Raw genomic sequence first — 18001 nt, 5'->3', positions numbered from 1 at the left:
GCCCCATCTTCACGCCTCACTCGTCGCGCAGGCGATGGCCGATCTCCGCGTAGAGCTGCGCCGAGGCCGCCGCGAGTGCCTCAGCCGACGCCTCATCGCCCCGCACAGCCGCGATCGACGAGAGGACGCCGTCACTGCGCGCCACCTCCGCACGATCTCCAGTCGCCTCGGCGATGCTGCGTGCTTCCTCGGCGTGCCGTGCCGCATCGTCGAGCAGCGGGCGGGCTGCGCTCGAGTCGATCGCCGCAGCACCCACCAGGATCTCGGCCAGTGAATTCGCCGCCTCGGTCGCGATCAGGGGCGAGCCGGCGCGTTCCGCCTCGCGCAGGGTTCGTTCGGCGGCGGTTCGCGCTCTCACGAGGTCGCCGGCGCGCCCGTCCATTCGCGCTTCCAGCAGGTCGAGGTCCGCCGAGGTCGCGAACTCCCCCGCTGTCCGCAGGCTCTGTCTCGCGGTCGCGCACAACTCGCGAGCGCGCACGTCGTCTCCCGTCGCCTCCGCCACCAGTGCCAAGGTCCTGCGCACGAACGGCAGCGAGTCGACGCTCGACTCGTCGAGCAGCCTCTGCAGCTCGGCGGCCGCGTCATCGAGCTGCCCGATCGCCAGGAGGAGCAGCGGCCGGTTACCGCGAACGACCGCGACGTTGAGATCGTCGCCCTCTTCCTGCGCCATCGTCAGCGCCACCGCGTAACGGTCGCGTGCCTCCGGGTAGCGGGCGAGGATGCGCAGCGTATCGGCATGATTGCCCGTCGCCCGCCCCTCCACGATCCGATCCCCGGCCGCCCGCGCGTGTCCGATCGCGAGCTCGTACGACCGCAGCGCCTCTTCGAGATGGCTCATCCACCGTTGGACGTTGCCGATCTGATTCCACGTGCGCGCGAGCGACACCCCGGTGGCGATGCGTCGTACCCGATGCAGCGTGATCAGCGCTTCGTCCAGACGCCCGAGCTTCTCGGCGCAGTGCGCGACGCCCAGGGCGATCTCCGGCACGAGGTCGAGTCCCTCTCCCCGCGCTGCGAGGTCATGCAGGCGCAGCGACTCGTTCCACATCGACCACCGGGAGAGCCCGGGGTGCGCTTCGATGGCGAGCTGTTCGACCGCGGAATCGGCGGCATGCTCTCGAGCCGCCGCGGCGACGGCGAGCACGGTCACCACCTCCCGCGCCGCGTAGTCGGGATCGGAGCGGATCCGCTCGAGCACCGCGGCCGCTGCTGTGCGCACGAACGTCCGGCGCTCCGACGAGGGGCGAAGCGAGCGTGATCTCTCCGCGGCGAACGCGAACACCGTGGCGTGGATCTGCACGTGTCCGTCGCGGAGTTCGACGAGATGACGACCATGAAGGCGCTGCAGATCGGCTTCCGCCGACGGACCGCCGGCAGCGAGCAGCACCTCGGCGTCGATGTCCCTGTCCAACAGCGCAGCGTCCGCCAGCAGATCGGCCTCACTCTGCGACAACGAGCGGGTGGCGGCTTCGAGCACGGGACGGATCCGCGCATCGCGCGGCTCGTGTTCGAAACGCGAGGCGAGATCCTGGAACGACCAGCCCTCGTGCTCACGGACTATGCCCGCGAGCATCACGAGGTCGAGCGGAAGACCGCCACCGACGGCCACTATGCGCCGGAGCGCGTCTGCACCGACGTCGATCTCCGAGTGGGGCAGAGGCGCCGCCGTCCCCTCGACCGTGATGAGATGCGCGAGGAGCCGTTGCGCGTCGGTGTCCGTCATCGGCGGAACGATGACCCGAGCGATGGTGAGCGTCTGCGGTCGCACACGCTGCTCCAGATCGGCGAGGTCGACCCGGGAGGTCACGACGTACCGCACCCCGGGGACGATCAGTGCGGCGAAGCGCCGGGCATCACCCGCGTCTTCCACGATCACGGTCGTACCGCGCGCGGTGACCTGCAATATCTCGCGCAGGCGGGGCAGCTCGTAGGGCAGCGAACGGACTCCGAGCGCGCCCAGCATGCGCCGCAGGATGTCGATGGGGTCGGCGCGTGGGCGGTCCGACTCGGATTCGCGCAACTGCACCGTGAGCACGGAGTCCCTGCCGACCAGTGCGGAGGCGAAGGTGCTCTTCCCGGCGCCCGGCAGCCCGGTGAGAACCAGGACATCCGCCGCAGGCACAGAGGCCAACAGCGCCTCTCGACCGATCTCCGCGCCAGGAGCGTTCCGCGGAGCATGCGTCACCTCGATGTGCACTCCGGATCGCTCGCCGTTGAGCACGCGCGCCGTCTCGCTCCAGCGTTCCGATTCGGCCTCCTCGCCACCGAGCGCCCGGACGATGTCTCCGACGAGCCGATCATCCACCCGTCGTCGACCGGGACGGAAGCAGTCGTAGACCGTGACCTTCGCCGGTTCCGCTCCCCCGCGCAACCGTCCGATGCGCCGTGCGATCTCCGCGTACGAAGGGGATCCGGCATCCGCGCGCATCCGCCCCAGCCCGCTGCAGAGCTCGTCGAGGGTGCGCGGGGCGGGCATGAGTCGAGCCTATGGCAGGCTGCGGCGGCGCTCAGCCGGCGCGTCGTTCGGGCTCGTTCGGGGTCCGACGGCGCCCGGTGGCGGGCACCTAGGCTCGCTCGACGGAGAGGCCGCCCGACCTCCCGGACAAGGAGACACTCCCCATGACGACACGCGCAGAGATCGCCGCGAAGCTCGACGACTTCTCGTTCCAGAAGGTGAACTTCGGCGGGTTCCTGATGAACAAGCGTGCGAAGAACTCGCACGCGCTGTGGACCCGCACCTCCGACAAGGGGGTCACGGAACTGACCATCCTCACGACGCGGGACTTCGGCGAGGGCAACGTGTACGACGTCGCCGCGTTCACCCTGGACGGCACGGTGCCCGCCGACGTCGTCGCCGAGCTCCGACAGCAGGCCGAGAGCCTGACCGACCGGATCAACCTCCGCGAGCACGGGTATGTGTACTCGTGCCTCGAGCCGTGGGACGGCGGGGGCACCATCTGGATCTTTAAGAAGCCGGAGTTCCGCGCGCTGAGCCGGATCGATCAGGGCATCTACGTCATCCCGATCCAGCGTCTCAACGGGCTGAACGAACCGCGCTGGCTCGCCTGGGCGCGCGACAACGGCCAGCTGAACATCGCCATCGTCTACAAGCCCTGACGGTGCTCGCGCACTCGGAACCGACGTCCGCCCCACACGCAGGAACCCCCGTGCGGGGCGGTTTCCGGCTGATCGCCGCGTCGGCGGCCTATCTGGCGATCGCCGCCGGCGTCGCGTTCTATCTGCTGCCTGTGGGTTTCGGGCTCGATGGTGCCGCCCTGCTCCTCGCACAGCTGGCGACGATCGTCGCGGGCGCTGTACTCGTCGCCACCTCGACCTTCGCAGTCGTGCAGCATCGACGGCGACGCGCGAACCTCGAAGCCATCGCGCAGGCGCTCGGGTGGACGTACCGCGCAGACAACGGCGACCGTATCTGGGGCGGATCCATCGACGAGCAGATAGACCGTGGGAGCCGCACCGCCCAGGACCACCTCGATGCACTCCACACCAGCCTCCCGTTCGACAGCGTCGAGCGCATCTTCGTCGTCGGCGACCGCGAGGGAGCGACGACGCATACCGTGCGCGCCGTGCGTATCCCCCTCCCGTCGGAAGCGCCGAGGATCACGCTCCGCTCGCGTCGGGGCGGTGGAGCGCTCAGTGTGCTTCCGCGACGACCGACCGGCCGCTCGCAGCTGCGGTTGGAGGGCAACTTCAGCGATGTGTTCGAGGTGTCCGTCCCGCACGGTTACGAGACCGACGCGCTGTATGTGCTCACACCCGATCTGATGGCGATCCTTCTCGATGAGAGCGCCGACCTCGATCTGGAGATCGTCGACAGCACGCTGCACCTGTACCTTCCTGCGGTCGACCTCACCGACGAGAGCGAGCTCCACAGATTCCTCACCGTGATCGCCGCGCTGCACGATCGGTTCGGACGACGGACGCTGCTGTACCGCGACGAGGCAGCGGAACCTCTCGACCCGCAGTCCCATCGCCGCGACGGCGACACGCTCACGGAGCGCGCCCGGAGCGTGGACACCCGCATCCGGTGGTGGCCGGTGATCGTCGCGGTGGCCACACCACTCATCCCGATGCTCATCGCTGTCGTCTGGCTGCAGCTCGCCGGGTGACCTTCTTCGAGATCTCCGGCCCGCCCAGGAGCCGCCGTATGGCCGTCTCCGGCGTCACCGAGAGGTCCAGCGTGCGTCCCCGTGCGTACTGACGGAAGACCCGCGGATCGATGTAGCTGCCGCGCGCGACGGCAGTCGTGTTCCCGAGCGCGGTCGCGGCCGCCTGCACGGCGAGTCGCTCGGCCTGGTCCCGATCCTTGCGCCGGTCGAGTTCGCCGATCCGGGCGAGTGCATCGGCCGCGATGACGGTCCCGTGCAGGGTACGGAAGTCCTTGGCCGTGAAAGACGCCCCCGTCACCTCGCGGAGGTACGTGTTGACCTCGGCGGGAGTGATGCGCACACGGCGACGACCGCGGCGATAGGCCAGAAGGAAGGCTCCTGACTTCCCTGCGGCGAAATCGGTCAGCGCGTCGGCGAGCGACTCGTCGGTGATCTCGATCGAGGCGGTGCGGCCGCTCTTCGCGGGGAAGGACAACGCCACATCGCTGCCGGACACGCGCACGTCGCGCCGGCGAAGGGTCGTGAGCCCACGGCTGCCGTGCCGCACGAGGTATCGCTCGGAGCCGATGCGGAGCGCCGCATCATCGAGCAGGCGGAAGGCGATAGCCAGAGCGCGCTCCTTGGTCTGCCCTTCCTCTTTGAGCGCCCTGGTCACCTGAGCTCTGGCACCGGGGAGCGCGGCCGCAAGGTCGAGCGCTCGCACGAACTTGCGGCGATCACGGCTCACGCGCCACAGCGGGTGGTACAGGTACTGCTTGCGCCCCGCGCCGTCGATCCCCACGGCCTGGATGTGCGCGAGCGGGTCCGCCGCGATCCACACGTCGTGCCACGCGGGCGGGATGACCAGATCGCTGATGCGTTCGCGATCCGCCTCCGGTGCGGTCTCGCCTGCGGGATCGACGTAGCGGAAACCCGATCCCGAGCGAACCCGTCGGAAGCCCGGATCCTCATCCGGTGCGACTCGAACCAGTCTGGCCATTCGTGCTCCTCCCCCGAAGTCGTCTCCTCCGAGGATGCCGGTCTCCGAAGTGCAGCGATAGGGAGTGGCGTCGCGCGCCCCGCCGTGCTATTCGGCGGCGGCCGGAGGTCGCGCGAAGGTGCGGCGCATGTGATCGCTCGTGAGGAAGTCGGCTATGCCGATCATGATCAGACTGAAGACGATCTGCTCGGACACCATCCAGAGGGGGTACAGGCCGGGGATCGCGGCCATCACGAGCGTGATGACGGGAAAGATCTGGGCGAACAGTCGCAGTCGCTGATAGGCCCATCGCCAGCCGTGCTGCGCGCGCCACGCGAAGTAGAACAATGTCGCGGTCATCGCGAGGACGACCAGAGTTCGCATCCAGACGGCGAACGAGACGGACTCGCCATCGACCGCCAGCACCAGCGCGACGATGACGGCGCCCACACCGATCACGAGTTCGACGACGAGGAGCCAGAGGATCCACGTGAACGCTCGCACGGTTTTGGGGTGCGTGCGGTCGGCCTCGCTGATCGCGACGCCGGCCTGCCGCCCGCCCGCGATCCGGTCGAGACGGAGGAAGAGAGACTCCAGGGCCATGCTCGGAGCCTATTGCGTGCGAACCCCGCCGGCCTCGTCCGTTCGATGGATGTCGGCGTCGACAGGTGCCTGCCGCCAGCGGGAATCAGTACCCGCGGAAACGACGAAACCCCCGCCTGAGCGGGGGTTTTCGTCTTGCTGGGGTACCTGGACTCGAACCAAGAACAACGGAACCAGAAACCGCCGTGTTGCCAATTACACCATACCCCAAGGGCGAAACCGGAGCCTCGCACCGAGGTTCAAGCTTACCCGAGCGACGGCGGAACACCAAAACCACCGGTGCGCACCGCCGCTCGGGCGCGTCGCGCTCAGCTCGCGAGGAATGCCGAGAGCGACCGCAGACGACGCAGGGACTCATCCTTGCCGAGCAGCTCCATCGACTCGAACAGCGGCGGCGAGATCCGACGGCCGGTGATGGCGACCCGCGGCGGCCCGTAAGCGATCCGCGGCTTGAGCTCCAGCTTCTCGACGAGCGCCGTGGCCAGCGCTTCCTGGATCTTCTCGGGCACGAAATCCTCCACGGGCTCGAGGGCACTGACGCACGCATCGAGGACCTCGGCAGCATTCGCCGGCAGACCCTTGAGAGCGTCTTCAGCGTAGGAGACCTCGTCCTCGAACAGGAACCCGACCATACCGGGGACCTCGCCCAGCAGCTGCACCCGCTCCTGCACGAGCGGTGCGACCCGGAAGGCCATCACGAGCTGCTCATGCGTGGGCTCGTCGAAGAGGCCGGCCGCCGCGAGATACGGGATCGTCCGCTCGGCGAAGTCCTTCTCCCCCAGCATCCGGATGTGGTCGCCGTTGATCGATTCGGCCTTCTTCTGGTCGAAGCGTGCCGGGTTCGGATTGACGTTCTCGATGTCGAACGCCGCGGTGAACTCGTCGAGCGAAAACACGTCGCGGTCCGGACCGATCGACCACCCGAGCAGCGCCAGGTAGTTCAACAGCCCCTCGGGGATGAAGCCGCGGTCGCGGTGCAGGAACAGGTCGGCCTGCGGGTCGCGCTTGGAGAGCTTCTTGTTGCCGGTCTCGCCCAGCACGAGCGGCATGTGCGCGAAGCGCGGCACGAAGGTCGTGACACCGGCGTCGATCAGCGCCGCATACAGCGAGAGCTGGCGCGCGGTGGAGGGCATGAGGTCTTCGCCGCGCAGGACGTGGGTGATGCCCATGAGCGCGTCGTCGACAGGGTTCACGAACGTGTACAGCGGCACGCCGTTCGGCCGCACGACCACGAAGTCGGGGAACGAACCCGCGGGGAACGTGACCTCGCCGCGGATGAGGTCGACGTAGGTGACGTCCTCGTCCGGCACGCGCAGGCGCAGGGCGGGCTGGCGGCCCTCGGCGCGGAACGCCGCCTTCTGCTCGTCGGTGAGGTCGCGGTCGAAGTTGTCGTAGCCGAGCTGCTTGGCGCGGCCTGCGGCCTCGTTGCGCGCGTCGATCTCCTCCGCCGTCGAGTAGCTCTCGTACAGCGCCCCGGTGGCGATGAGCTTGTCGATCACCTCACGGTAGATGTCGTGGCGCTCGGACTGCCGATACGGAGCGTGGGGTCCGCCGACCTCGACACCCTCGTCCCAGTCGATCTTGAGCCAGGTGAGCGCATCGACGAGCTGACGGAAGCTCTCCTCGCTGTCGCGGGCGGCATCGGTGTCCTCGATGCGGAACACCATCTTCCCGCCGTTGTGGCGTGCGTACGCCCAGTTGTAGAGCGCCGTGCGGACCATGCCGACGTGCGGCAGCCCGGTCGGCGATGGGCAGAAGCGGACGCGGACGTCGGCACCACTGACAGTCGTGGTGAGGGGGTGAGGGGTAGCCATAGCCCTTCGATTCTACGGGGACGAGGTCGTCTCCGCTGGCGGGCGGTGGGCGTTCAGGCGTCCGTCGCCACGGCTATCGCCGCCCGGTGCTCGAGGGGCAGAACGCCACCTCTCCGCCGCTGCTCGACGACGAAGTCGAAGGCCGCGCGGAAACGTCGCCGATCGCCCGCATCCAGTCCGGCGTATAGGGCGCCCGCACCGGCGACGCCTCCTTCGACCGATGCCCAGAGCGCCTCGGGTCGCGCGTTCCAGGCCCACTCATGCTCCGCGACGGCGACATGGCCCAGGCCCGCCTCCCTCAGCATCCGTGCGAAACCCTCGGGCGTCCGCTCGAAATCCTCCGCAGCCGGAAGCCTCGCGCCCGCGAACGGCTTCAGCCCGGCACGTCCCGTGATCTCGGCCCAGAGCCAGGAGGGCGACAGCGTCCAGGTGGTCGCGATGACGATGCCGCGACTCACCCGGCGCAGTTCGGCGGCCGATTCGCGTGGCGAGGCGACGTGATTCAGCACGAAGTTCGCGACGACGACGTCGAACGTGCCGTCGGCGAACGGAAGATCGGGCAGTGCACCGTCGACCGGCTCGATCGCAGGATGCCGCCGCCGCGAGACGGCGCGCATCGACGCCTCCGGTTCGCAGGCGGTGACATCCCATCCACCCACCGACCACGTTTCGGCGAGTGTGCCGTCGCCGGCACCGACATCGAGCAGGTTGCGGTCGCCAGGCGTACCCAGCGCGTCACGCATCACGGGGAAGGTTCCGGCGCACAGGTCCGCGTACGAGACGGCGTATACCTCGCCGACCCCGGCCCAGTCCTTCATCGGGTGCCGGAGCGAGCCAGCGGAGACAGGGCGACGATCGCGATCACCAGGATGAACGCGGCCACACCGAGCCCCGCGTACTGGAAGTTCGCCAGGACGACCCCGGCCAGTACCGATCCGGCTGCCGCCGAGAGGCTCATCAGCGAGTCGCTGCGGCCCTGCCTGCGGGTGCGCAGCTCCGGTGCGGACGCCTCAGTGAGCAGTGCGGCACCGGCGACCGTCGCCGCACTCCAGCCCAGCCCCAGCAGGATGAGCGCGACCATCACGCCCCAGGCCTCCGTGCCCGTGAACACGGCGAACGCCAGCGCACCGGCGAGCAGCACCTGACCCAACAGCACCACGCGCAGACGCCCCCAGCGGTCGGCGAGCACGCCGAACACGGGCGACAGGGCGTACATGCCGCCGACGTGCAAAGCGATCGTGATGCCGACGAGCGCGGACACATCGGCCGGAGTGGCTGCCATGCCCTGCGCGCCGTGCGCCATGTGCGACAGATGCACCGGCGTCATCGCCATCACGGACGCCATCACCACGTGGGATCCGGCGACCGCGAAGATCGCGTAGCGCGCCACACGTGGGCGGTCGAGCACCACGGCCCCGGTCGTCGCCGCCGCCACCTTCGCGAGACGCTGCGCAGCGAGCAGCGGATCGGGGCGGAGGGCTACGAGGTACAGCACCAGAGCCGCACACTGCGCGACGAACGAGAACAGATAGGAGCCGGTCTGCGGCGGCATGCCGACCGCCTGCCCCACGATCTCTCCGGGACCGAGGAGCAAGGGCCCGGCGACCCCGCCGATGGTCGTCGACCAGACGACGATCGAGAGATCACGGCCGCGATGCTGAGGTGCTGCCAGATCCGTGGCCGCGAACCGGGACTGCAGGTTGCCCGCGTTGCCGGCGCCGATCATCAGGATGCCCGCCAGCAGCAGGGGGAAGACCCGCACCGAGGCGGCGAGGATGACGACGGCGATGCCGACCAGCGCGAACAGGTTGCCGAGGGTGAGCGCCCGACGCCGTCCGACGCGCGCGGCGAGACGCGCGAGCGGAATGGCGCACGCCGCCGCTCCCAACGTGACCGACGCCGTCGCCAGGCCGGAGAGCGCATCGTTCCCCGAGATGTCCGCCGCCAGAAGAGCGCCGAGCGACACCGTGGCGCCGAAGGCGATGCCGCCCAGCACCTGCCCGAAGGACAGCACCAGTACGGTCCGCCGCTGGACGGTCGCCTGCTGCGTCGCCGTCAGGGCGACATCGCTCATGGTGCGGGTACGGCGTCGCGCACGCTGTTGCGCAGGATGCCCAGTCCCGAGATCTCGACCTCGACCACGTCGCCGGCCTCGAACGTGCCGACACCGGCCGGCGTCCCAGTCATGATCACGTCTCCGGGCAGCAGGGTGAACACGGCGGAGGCGTACTCGATGATCGCCGGCACGGAGTGGATCATGTCGGTCAGAGGTGCATGCTGCCGCACCTCTCCGTTGACGCGGGTCTCGATGGTGGCGTTCGCCGGGTCGAAATCGGTCTCGATGACCGGCCCGAGGGGGCAGAACGTGTCGAAGCCCTTCGCACGCGACCACTGGCCGTCCTTGCGCTGCAGGTCACGCGCGGTCACGTCGTTCCCGATCGTGTAGCCCAGCACGTAGTCGAGCGCGTTCTCGGCCTTCACGTTCTTCGCGATCTTGCCGATCACCACGACGAGCTCACCCTCGTACTCGGTGCGCTCGGAGAGGGTCGGACGCACGATCGCGTCGCCGGGGCCGATCACCGAGGTGTTGGGCTTCAGGAAGAGCAGCGGCTCCTCGGGAGCCACTCCCCCCATCTCGGCGGCGTGGTCGTGGTAGTTCTTGCCGACGCAGACGACCTTCGACCGCGGGATCACCGGGGCGAGCAGCGCAGCATCCGCGAGCGGCACACGCGAGCCGGTGGTCTCGTACCCGGTGAACATCGGGTCTCCGGCGAGCACCACGAGCTCGCGCTCGTCGATGATCCCGTACATGATGGCTTCGTCGTGGCTGAACCGGGCGATCTTCATGGATCCAGCCTACCGAGCGCTCCCGCGGCTCAGGCGTCGAGACGCAGGAGCCAGCCGTGCTTGTCTTCGCGGCGACCGTACTGGATGTCGGTGAGCTCCTCACGCAGCGAGAGGGCGAGCTCGCCCAGCGGCTGCGGCTCGTCGAACCCGTCGCCGACCAGCGCACCGATCGGAGTGACGACTGCCGCGGTGCCGCAGGCGAACACCTCGACGATGTCTCCGGAAGCCACGCCTTCACGCCACTCGTCGATCGAGATCGGACGCTTCTCGACCGTGTAGCCGCGGTCCTCCGCGAGCTGCAGCAGCGAGTCGCGCGTGATGCCCTCGAGGATGCTGTCCGACTCCGGTGTCACCACCCGGCCGTCCTTGAAGACGAAGACGACGTTCATGCCGCCGAGCTCTTCGACGTCGCGCTTCTCGTTGAGGAAGACCACCTGGTCGCAGCCCTTCGCGCTGGCCTCGCTCTGTGCGAGCAGGCTGGAGGCATAGTTGCCGCCGGTCTTCGCCTTGCCCGTGCCGCCCTTGCCCGCGCGAGCGTACTCCTCGGAGAGCCAGATGCGCACCGGCTTGACGCCGCCGGTGAAGTAGGCGCCCGCAGGGCTGGCGATCACGTAGTAGGCGACCTTCTGGGCGGCGCGGACGCCGAGGAAGGCCTCCTTGGCGAACATGAAGGGCCGCAGGTAGAGACTCTGGTCCGCCCCGGTCGGCACCCAGCGGCCGTCGACGGCGATGAGCTCGCGCAGCGACTGGATGAAGTACTCGGTCGGCAGCTCCGGCAGCGCGAGTCGGCGGGCGCTGGCCTGCAGGCGCGCGGCGTTGCGGTCGGGACGGAACGTGTGGATCGAGCCGTCGGCGTGACGATAGGCCTTGATGCCCTCGAAGATCTCCTGCGCGTAGTGCAGGACGGATGCGGCGGGGTCCAGCGGAATCGGACCGTACGGCTGCACGCGCGGGCGGTGCCACCCGCCCTTGGCGGACCAGCAGATGTCGACCATGTGATCGGTGAAGACCACGCCGAAGCCCGGATTCTCCAGCGCCTCGGCGAGACGGTCGGGTGACACAGCGTTCAGGTTCTTCATGACGAGGAACTCCAGGGGAGCCACGGTCGCCTCGGCATCGATGGTCGTCATCTCATCATCCATTCCTCGTGGGTGGGCGCATCGTCGCGCCCGTTCAGCCTACGCCTGCAGTCAGAGGCGCGCAGTGATCGCGGAGCCGATCTCCGCCGTCGTTCGTGCCGCCGTGCGTGCGGCGATGTCGGCCTCGACCGCCGCGCTCACGCGTGCGGATTCCCCTGCGAGGCCGAGGTGGTCGAGCAGCAGTGCGATCGAGAGGATCGCCGCGGTCGGATCGGCCTTCTGCTGGCCCGCGATGTCGGGCGCCGAACCGTGCACGGGCTCGAACATCGAGGGGAACGCGCCGTCGGGGTTGATGTTCCCCGACGCCGCGAGTCCGATACCGCCGGTCACGGCTCCCGCGAGGTCGGTGAGGATATCGCCGAACAGGTTGTCGGTGACGATCACGTCGAAGCGCGAGGGGTCGGTGACCAGGAAGATCGTGGCCGCGTCGACGTGCAGATAGTCGACGGTCACGTCGGGGTGCTCGGCGGCGACCTCGTTGACGACACGCTGCCAGATGGCTCCTGCGTGCACGAGCACGTTCGTCTTGTGCACGAGAGTCAGCTTCTTGCGGCGGCGCTCGGCGAGATCGAAGGCGTAGCGCACGACGCGCTCCACACCGAAGGCCGTGTTCACCGAGGTCTCGTTCGCGACCTCCTGCGGGGTGCCCTTGCGGATCGCACCGCCGTTGCCGACGTAGGGGCCTTCCGTACCTTCGCGGACCACGACGAAGTCGATCTCACCCGGATCCGCCAGGGGGCCGGGCGCGCCCGCGAAGAGCTTCGACGGACGCAGGTTCACGTAGTGGTCGAGCGTGAAGCGCAGCTTCAGCAGCAGTCCCCGCTCGATGTTCGCATCCTTCAGACGCGGGTCGCCCGGCGTGCCTCCGACCGCACCGAGCAGGATCGCATCGTTCGTGGCGATCGATGCGAGGTCGTCGTCGGTGAGGGTGTCGCCGGTCTCGAGGAAGCGCCCGGCACCCAGCGAGAAACGGGTCTTGTCGAAGACCACACCGCTGGACGCGGTGACGGCGTCGAGCACCTTCTCCGCCTCGGCGATGACCTCGGGACCGATGCCGTCACCGGGGATGACGGCCAGCTTCACGACACGCGACATGAGACTCCTTGCGCACTGCACGGGGATGGACCGGCCGGGCCCGACGGGGTCGAGCGGGCCGGTCCTCCCAGCGTACTGGTCAGTGCGAGGGGGCTTTGCGCAGTGTGACGGCCGCGATGACACCGGCGAGGACCACGAGGGCAGCACCGATCAGCGACGTCACCATCACGCCGGAGCCGAATGCGGCAGCAGCCGCATCCCACAGCGCTGTCCCGAGCTGCTCCGGAAGCGCCTGCGCTGCCGTGTACGCACCGGCGAGGGTCTCCCCCGCCGCATGCGCCACATCGGCCGGCAGCCCCTCCGGCAGCACGAGCGCGCCGCGGTAGAACGCGGTGATGATGCCGCCCAGCACCGCGGTGCCGAGCACGGCGCCGAGTTCGTACGCTGTCTCGGAGACGGCACTCGCCGCGCCGGCCTTCGCCGCGGGGGCACTGGAGAGGATCAGCTCGTTCGAGATCGTCTCCGCCGCCCCGATGCCGATGCCGAGCACGACGAAGGCGATGACGAGGGGAAGCACTCCGTGCGCGTGGGTCGTGAATGCCACGATCAGGTAGCCCGCCACCGAGAACGCGAGTCCGACCGGGATCACGATGTGCGGCGGCACGCGGCGCGAGACGGGCACGACCGAGAGGCCGGCGACGATCATCGCGAGCATGCCGGGGACGAGTGCCAAGCCCGCCATCATCGGCGACAGTCCGAGCACCAGTTGCAGGTGCTGCGACACGAAGTAGAGGAAGCCGACGAGCGCGACGACGCTGAGGAGGTTCACCAGGATCGCCCCGGAGAATGAGCCTCGCCGGAACAGCGCCATATCGAGCATCGGCGACCGGGAGCGCAGCTGGCGACGGACGAACAGGTACCCCATGCCGAAGCCGAGCAGAGCCCATGCGCCGGCCGTGAGGCTCGGTCCGTCGACGGCCAGCGACTTGATCGCGTAGACGACGGGGATCATGGTCGCCATCGAGAGCGCGATGCTGATCAGGTCGATGCGGCCCGGGTTCGGGTCACGGCTCTCCGGGACGAGCAGCGGTGCCGCGATCAGGAGCGGGATGAGCACGGGGACGGCGATGAGGAACACCGATCCCCAGGCGAAGTGCTCGAGGAGGAATCCGCCCACGATGGGTCCGAGGGCGGAACCGGCGGAGAACGCCGAGGCCCACACCGCGATCGCCATGCGGCGCTGGTCGCGGTTCTGGAAGATCGAGCGCAGCAGCGAGAGGGTCGACGGCATCAGCATGGCGCCGAAGAAGCCGAGGAGCGCGCGGGCGGCGATGAGCAGCCCGGCCGTCGGCGCGAAGGCGGCGAGAGCCGACACGGCGGCGAAGCCGGTCGCACCGATCAGCAGCATCTTCCGGCGGCCGAAACGGTCGCCCAGCGTGCCCATCGTCACCAGGAGCCCGGCGAGCACCAGGGGGTACACGTCGATGATCCACAGCTGCTCGGCCCCGGTGGGGGCGAGCGCGATGGAGATCTCGGGGAGCGCGAAGCTCAGCACCGTGTTGTCCACCGACACCAGCAGCACCGGCAGCATGAGGACGACGAGCGCCGCCCAGCCACGGGCTCCGACGCGGGGAGCATCCGTCTCTGTCGTCGGGATCGACGCAGTACGGGTCATGGAACACCTCTCACAGTTTCGGCGGTATCGTTAGTGAACCGTCCGGATGGTATAGTAACAGAATTCCCGCCGCTCCCCTGTGCAGAGGATCCACGATGCCCCGACCTCCCCTCGCCCGCGAGAAGGTGCTCGACGCCTTCGAAGCGATCCTCATCGAAGACGGCGAACGCGCAGCCACGCTCGACGCCACGGCCAAGGCTGCAGGGGTGTCCAAAGGCGGACTCCTCTACCACTTCGGCTCGAAGGACGACCTCGAAGCCGGGCTGATGGAGCGCCTCGACAACCTCACGACACTCGACCTGGAACGGATGTCGTCCGCTGAGGAAGGCCCCGTCGCGTACTACGTGCGCACATCGGTGATGGAGGACGACGCACTCGACCGCGCACTCATCGCCGCGACCCGACTCGCGCAGGGCGGATCCGTGCCGGCAGCCGACATGCTCCGCGACACGCGGCGACGGTGGGCCGAGACGATCCGTCCGCACGTGCGCGACACGGCGAGTCTCGACCTGGTGATGCTGGTCAGCGACGGGCTCTACTTCAACAACTCGCTCGACGTGCACGGGCCCGAGCGCCTGGTCCCCCGCAGCGACGAGCTCGCCGAGCTGATCGCACTGGTCCTGAAGGCGACGGCCTGACCGCGCCGACCCACGCAAGAGGGCGGGCGCATCACGCTCCCGCCCTCCTGTCTGCAGCCGTCGATCAGACCTCGGTGATCTCGATCTGACGGAACAGGTCGGCGTCGATGGCGTCGCGCACGTCGTCGAGCAGCTCGTCGGACACCGGCGAGTCCAGCGTCAGCACGCTGAGTGCCTGCGCACCGGCCGCCTTGCGGGCGATCTGCATACCGGCGATGTTGATGCCCGCCTCGCCGAACTTCTGACCGTAGACCGCGACGATGCCGGGACGGTCGGTGTACAGCATGACGACGTGGTGCTTCTCGATCGGCAGCTCGAGCGCGTGATCGTTGATGCCGATCAGCTTCTCGGCCTGCTTCGGGCCCGTGAGCGTGCCCGACACCGACAGCTGGGACCCGTCCGACAGCGCGCCGGCGAGCGTGATCACGTTGCGGTACTTATCGCTCACGTCGTCTTTGAGCAGGCGCACGGCGATGCCGCGCTGGTCGGCGAGGAGCGGCGCGTTGACGTAGGAGACGGTCTCGCTGACGATGTTCGTGAAGACGCCCTTGAGAGCGGCGAGCTTGAGCACGCTCACGTCATAGTCGTTGAGCTCACCGTGCACCTCGACATCGAGGCTCGTGAGCGGCGAGGTCGCCAGCGACGCGAAGATCTGACCGAGCTTCTCGACCAGCGAGATGCCGGGACGCACGTACGGGTCGATGACACCGCCGGCGACGTTGACCGCGTCGGGCACCAGGTCGCCGCCGAGCGCGAGACGCACGGATCGGGCGACCGAGACGCCGGCCTTCTCCTGCGCCTCCTCGGTGCTCGCACCGAGGTGCGGGGTGACGACGACGTTGGGAAGATCGAGCAGCGGACGAGCGGTGCCACCCTCTGCGGGGGGCTCGGAGGTGAAGACGTCGAGGCCCGCACCGGCGATCTCTCCCGCGACGAGGGCGGCGTGCAGCGCCTCCTCGTCGATCAGGCCGCCGCGCGCGACGTTGACGACGAACGCAGTCGGCTTCATGGCCTTGAACTGCTCGGCACCGATCATGCCGGTGGTCTCCGGCGTCTTCGGCATGTGGATCGTGAGGAAGTCGGACTCGGCGACGAGCTCATCGAGCGAGAGGAGTTGCACGCCGAGCTGCTGGGCGCGCGCCGAGGTGACGTAGGGGTCGTAGGCGACGACACGCATGTCGAAAGCGGCAAGGCGCGCGGCGACGAGCGCACCGATGCGACCGAGGCCGACGATGCCGACCGTCTTCTCGAAGAGTTCGGCTCCCGTGAAGGAGCTGCGCTTCCAGGCGCCTGCGGAGAGCGAGGCGTGCGCGGCGGGGATGCGGCGGGCGAGGCTCAGGATGTGGCCGACCGTGAGCTCGGCGGCGGAGACGATGTTGGAGGTCGGCGCATTGACGACCATGACGCCGGCAGCCGTGGCCGCCTTGATGTCGACGTTGTCGAGGCCGACTCCGGCACGGGCGACGACCTTGAGCTTCGGCGCGTGGGCGAGCGCTTCCTCATCGATGCGGGTCGCCGAGCGGACCAGCACGGCATCGGCATCCGCCAGCGCCGCGAACAGCGCCTCACGGTCGGTGCCGTCGACGTTGCGGACGTCGAAGTCGGGGCCGAGGGCCTCGATGGTGGCGGGAGAGAGTACTTCGGCGATGAGCACGACGGGCTTCGGCACAGTGGATCCTTCGGGGCAGCGCGGCAGGCGGGAGTGGCCGATGCGCCGCACACCATGGGGGCGCGATCGCGTCAACTCTACCCGAGCACTCGAGGCCCTCCGTGCCGTGTGACCGTGTGCGACTCAGGCGCTGGGCATCGTGAGGCTGAGCGCGATGAGGCTCATCCAGAAGACCGCGACGATGCCGAGTCCCGCGAGGAACACCAGGGAGAGCTCTCCGACATTGCGTCGTCGACCGATCACGAACGCGAACGCGAAGACGACGGCGGGAAAGGCGACGCCGAACAGGAGTGTCGCCCATCCCCCACCGGTCAATCCGGTCTGCGCCATCGTGATCAGGTGTGCGACGGCGTTCCACACCGCGTAGGCGTAGAACAGCCCTGCCAGCCCGATGACGAGTCCGACGAGCCAGCGGGGCGAGCCCGCCGAGACCTGCTGAGGAGCGGAAGACGCACTCACGATCCGATCACCCCCACGGTGACGAAGGGCCAGGGAACGAGGAGGACCACGCCCGCGAGCAGCACGGCGACGCGGATCCACGCGGCCCTCCCCCGGGTCAGGACCCAGGTCGCGAGGAACCACAGCGCGGGCGCGGCGATCGCCAGCACGAACCACGGCAGGAACATGGCGTCGTCGACGAGGAACGAGGCCAGCGGCTTGAGTCGCAGTCCGCCGACGATCCAGCCGATCGTGTAGAGGAGATAGACGCCGCCGACGACCCCGAGGATCAACAGCATCATGGTGCTCATGCCCGCCGGCTCGTCGGTCGCAGCGGGGGTGACGGTGCCGTCATCCTCGACCGTCCCCACCTCTTCGCTGCCCCTGCCCACGGCGTTCCAGCCGTGCGGAAGGGCGCGATCCTGCGGCGCCGCGGCGTCGTCGCCCTCCCAGCTGAGGGCGTCGTCGGAATCGGAAGTCATCTCCCCAGAGTAGGACACCCGGTCCACTATGCTCGGGGTTGCCTTGAGCCGGTATGGCGGGCACCGGAGGGAAAAGGGGAGCGCCGTGGCCGACAGCGACAACAAGAACGCCGACGTCGAGCGGCCTGCGGCGAGCAGCACGAACACCGAGCCGCCCGCCGGATGGGTCCCCACTCCCGAGGCGAAAGCGAAGGCCACCCGCTTCCGCTGGATCGCCGCCGTGCTCTGGGCCGTCGCGATCATCGGCGAAGCCGTCGGCATCTTCTGGCTGCTGCGCCAGCGCGTCTACGTCGGCGAGGACGGACAGCTCCTCCGCAACCCCGACACCGGACTGCTCGAGGAGCACGGCGTCACGGCGACGTTCCCGCAGTGGGCGTTCATCGCACTCCTCGTGCTGCTCGTCGTGATCGCCGCACTCTCGATCACCGGGTCCGTGCTCTGGAAGAAGGCGAATCGCCTCGACCCCGCGCGGAAGTCCGACAAGACACGGTTCTTCGTGCAGAACCAGCTCGGCGCGATCATCGCGATCGTCGCCTTCCTCCCCCTCGTCATCCTGATCTTCCTCAACAAGGACAT

At 68.8% G+C, this 18001-nt stretch carries 16 protein-coding genes, 1 tRNA gene and 1 pseudogene; 4 read left to right on the top strand and 14 right to left on the bottom strand.

Going from position 1 to position 18001, the window contains the following annotated elements; genetic code table 11:
• Positions 1–16: 16 nt before the first annotated feature.
• Positions 17–2476, bottom strand: coding sequence for a tetratricopeptide repeat protein (locus ACNPM4_RS14775; protein WP_448986143.1), 2460 nt, complete (start codon positions 2474–2476; stop codon positions 17–19).
• Between the two features lie 143 nt (positions 2477–2619).
• Here ACNPM4_RS14775 and ACNPM4_RS14770 point away from each other — a divergent pair, with 143 nt between their 5' ends.
• Complete coding sequence (locus ACNPM4_RS14770; protein ID WP_448986142.1) at positions 2620–3117, top strand: hypothetical protein; 498 nt, start codon at positions 2620–2622, stop codon at positions 3115–3117.
• A gap of 50 nt (positions 3118–3167) precedes the next feature.
• A complete protein-coding gene (locus ACNPM4_RS14765) occupies positions 3168–4127 on the top strand; it encodes a hypothetical protein (RefSeq protein ID WP_448986141.1) in 960 nt (319 codons plus the stop codon).
• On the opposite strand, the gene ACNPM4_RS14760 is transcribed toward ACNPM4_RS14765, so the two are convergent.
• From ACNPM4_RS14760 to ACNPM4_RS14715, 10 genes are all read right to left on the bottom strand, one after another.
• Positions 4093–5106 carry a DNA topoisomerase IB gene (locus ACNPM4_RS14760; RefSeq protein ID WP_029263560.1) on the bottom strand — a complete coding sequence of 338 codons (1014 nt, stop codon included), beginning with the start codon at positions 5104–5106 and terminating at the stop codon, positions 4093–4095. The two genes, ACNPM4_RS14765 and ACNPM4_RS14760, sit on opposite strands and share 35 nt — an antisense overlap.
• An 87-nt stretch (positions 5107–5193) precedes the next feature.
• Positions 5194–5688 (bottom strand): hypothetical protein, encoded by a 495-nt coding sequence (locus tag ACNPM4_RS14755; protein WP_448986140.1) that lies wholly within the window; start codon positions 5686–5688, stop codon positions 5194–5196.
• A 138-nt stretch (positions 5689–5826) separates the two neighbouring features.
• A tRNA-Gln gene (locus ACNPM4_RS14750) sits at positions 5827–5898 on the bottom strand.
• 98 nt (positions 5899–5996) lie between these two features.
• Entirely contained in the window at positions 5997–7502 is a 1506-nt protein-coding gene (gene gltX, locus ACNPM4_RS14745) for a glutamate--tRNA ligase (protein ID WP_029263562.1), read from the bottom strand.
• A 53-nt stretch (positions 7503–7555) separates the two neighbouring features.
• The gene (locus ACNPM4_RS14740) at positions 7556–8320 is read right to left on the bottom strand and encodes a class I SAM-dependent methyltransferase (RefSeq protein WP_448986139.1); all 765 of its coding nucleotides are present in this window, start codon (positions 8318–8320) and stop codon (positions 7556–7558) included.
• Positions 8317–9576 carry an MFS transporter gene (locus tag ACNPM4_RS14735; protein ID WP_372466948.1) on the bottom strand — a complete coding sequence of 420 codons (1260 nt, stop codon included), beginning with the start codon at positions 9574–9576 and terminating at the stop codon, positions 8317–8319. The genes ACNPM4_RS14740 and ACNPM4_RS14735 overlap by 4 nt, the downstream gene beginning before the upstream one ends.
• Positions 9573–10349, bottom strand: coding sequence for a fumarylacetoacetate hydrolase family protein (locus ACNPM4_RS14730; RefSeq protein WP_448986137.1), 777 nt, complete (start codon positions 10347–10349; stop codon positions 9573–9575). Before ACNPM4_RS14730 ends, ACNPM4_RS14735 begins: the two co-directional genes overlap by 4 nt.
• 29 nt (positions 10350–10378) lie before the next feature.
• Entirely contained in the window at positions 10379–11479 is a 1101-nt protein-coding gene (locus ACNPM4_RS14725) for a branched-chain amino acid aminotransferase (protein WP_029263566.1), read from the bottom strand.
• Positions 11480–11539: 60 nt separating this feature from the next.
• Positions 11540–12583: a 3-isopropylmalate dehydrogenase gene (locus ACNPM4_RS14720; protein WP_448986136.1), complete on the bottom strand. Its 1044-nt coding sequence runs from the start codon at positions 12581–12583 to the stop codon at positions 11540–11542.
• A gap of 79 nt (positions 12584–12662) precedes the next feature.
• On the bottom strand, positions 12663–14198 hold the full coding sequence (locus ACNPM4_RS14715; protein WP_105709822.1) for an MFS transporter: 1536 nt from the start codon (positions 14196–14198) through the stop codon (positions 12663–12665).
• A 95-nt stretch (positions 14199–14293) separates the two neighbouring features.
• On the opposite strand from ACNPM4_RS14715, the gene ACNPM4_RS14710 reads away from it, so the two are divergent.
• The gene (locus ACNPM4_RS14710) at positions 14294–14836 is read left to right on the top strand and encodes a TetR/AcrR family transcriptional regulator (protein ID WP_262000838.1); all 543 of its coding nucleotides are present in this window, start codon (positions 14294–14296) and stop codon (positions 14834–14836) included.
• 64 nt (positions 14837–14900) lie between these two features.
• Here ACNPM4_RS14710 and serA read toward each other — a convergent pair whose 3' ends face one another.
• The 3 genes from serA to ACNPM4_RS14695 all read right to left on the bottom strand — a co-directional run bounded on the left by serA (position 14901) and on the right by ACNPM4_RS14695 (position 17425).
• Positions 14901–16505, bottom strand: a complete 1605-nt coding sequence (gene serA / locus ACNPM4_RS14705; protein ID WP_448986135.1) for a phosphoglycerate dehydrogenase — start codon at positions 16503–16505, stop codon at positions 14901–14903.
• A 123-nt stretch (positions 16506–16628) separates the two neighbouring features.
• Entirely contained in the window at positions 16629–16964 is a 336-nt protein-coding gene (locus ACNPM4_RS14700) for a hypothetical protein (protein ID WP_448986134.1), read from the bottom strand.
• Positions 16961–17425 carry a hypothetical protein gene (locus tag ACNPM4_RS14695; RefSeq protein ID WP_262000836.1) on the bottom strand — a complete coding sequence of 155 codons (465 nt, stop codon included), beginning with the start codon at positions 17423–17425 and terminating at the stop codon, positions 16961–16963. The genes ACNPM4_RS14700 and ACNPM4_RS14695 overlap by 4 nt, the downstream gene beginning before the upstream one ends.
• Positions 17426–17510: 85 nt before the next feature.
• Here ACNPM4_RS14695 and ACNPM4_RS14690 point away from each other — a divergent pair.
• A pseudogene (locus ACNPM4_RS14690) lies at positions 17511–18001 on the top strand (hypothetical protein); the annotation flags it as partial.

The sequence above is a fragment of the Microbacterium umsixpiens genome, assembly GCF_053543675.1.
The sequence above is the reverse complement of the archived record's forward strand: the minus strand, read 5'-3'. Positions and strand labels throughout refer to the sequence as shown.

Excerpts from the sequence above, each read along its gene's own strand:
- ACNPM4_RS14740 (WP_448986139.1), bottom strand. The coding sequence starts at position 8,320 with ATGAAGGACTGGGCCGGGGTCGGCGAGGTATACGCCGTCTCGTACGCG.
- ACNPM4_RS14770 (WP_448986142.1), top strand. The coding sequence starts at position 2,620 with ATGACGACACGCGCAGAGATCGCCGCGAAGCTCGACGACTTCTCGTTC.
- ACNPM4_RS14720 (WP_448986136.1), bottom strand. The coding sequence starts at position 12,583 with ATGTCGCGTGTCGTGAAGCTGGCCGTCATCCCCGGTGACGGCATCGGT.
- ACNPM4_RS14715 (WP_105709822.1), bottom strand. The coding sequence starts at position 14,198 with ATGACCCGTACTGCGTCGATCCCGACGACAGAGACGGATGCTCCCCGC.
- ACNPM4_RS14735 (WP_372466948.1), bottom strand. The coding sequence starts at position 9,576 with ATGAGCGATGTCGCCCTGACGGCGACGCAGCAGGCGACCGTCCAGCGG.
- ACNPM4_RS14695 (WP_262000836.1), bottom strand. The coding sequence starts at position 17,425 with ATGACTTCCGATTCCGACGACGCCCTCAGCTGGGAGGGCGACGACGCC.
- ACNPM4_RS14755 (WP_448986140.1), bottom strand. The coding sequence starts at position 5,688 with ATGGCCCTGGAGTCTCTCTTCCTCCGTCTCGACCGGATCGCGGGCGGG.
- ACNPM4_RS14760 (WP_029263560.1), bottom strand. The coding sequence starts at position 5,106 with ATGGCCAGACTGGTTCGAGTCGCACCGGATGAGGATCCGGGCTTCCGA.
- gltX (WP_029263562.1), bottom strand. The coding sequence starts at position 7,502 with ATGGCTACCCCTCACCCCCTCACCACGACTGTCAGTGGTGCCGACGTC.
- ACNPM4_RS14730 (WP_448986137.1), bottom strand. The coding sequence starts at position 10,349 with ATGAAGATCGCCCGGTTCAGCCACGACGAAGCCATCATGTACGGGATC.
- ACNPM4_RS14710 (WP_262000838.1), top strand. The coding sequence starts at position 14,294 with ATGCCCCGACCTCCCCTCGCCCGCGAGAAGGTGCTCGACGCCTTCGAA.
- ACNPM4_RS14775 (WP_448986143.1), bottom strand. The coding sequence starts at position 2,476 with ATGCCCGCCCCGCGCACCCTCGACGAGCTCTGCAGCGGGCTGGGGCGG.
- ACNPM4_RS14725 (WP_029263566.1), bottom strand. The coding sequence starts at position 11,479 with ATGACGACCATCGATGCCGAGGCGACCGTGGCTCCCCTGGAGTTCCTC.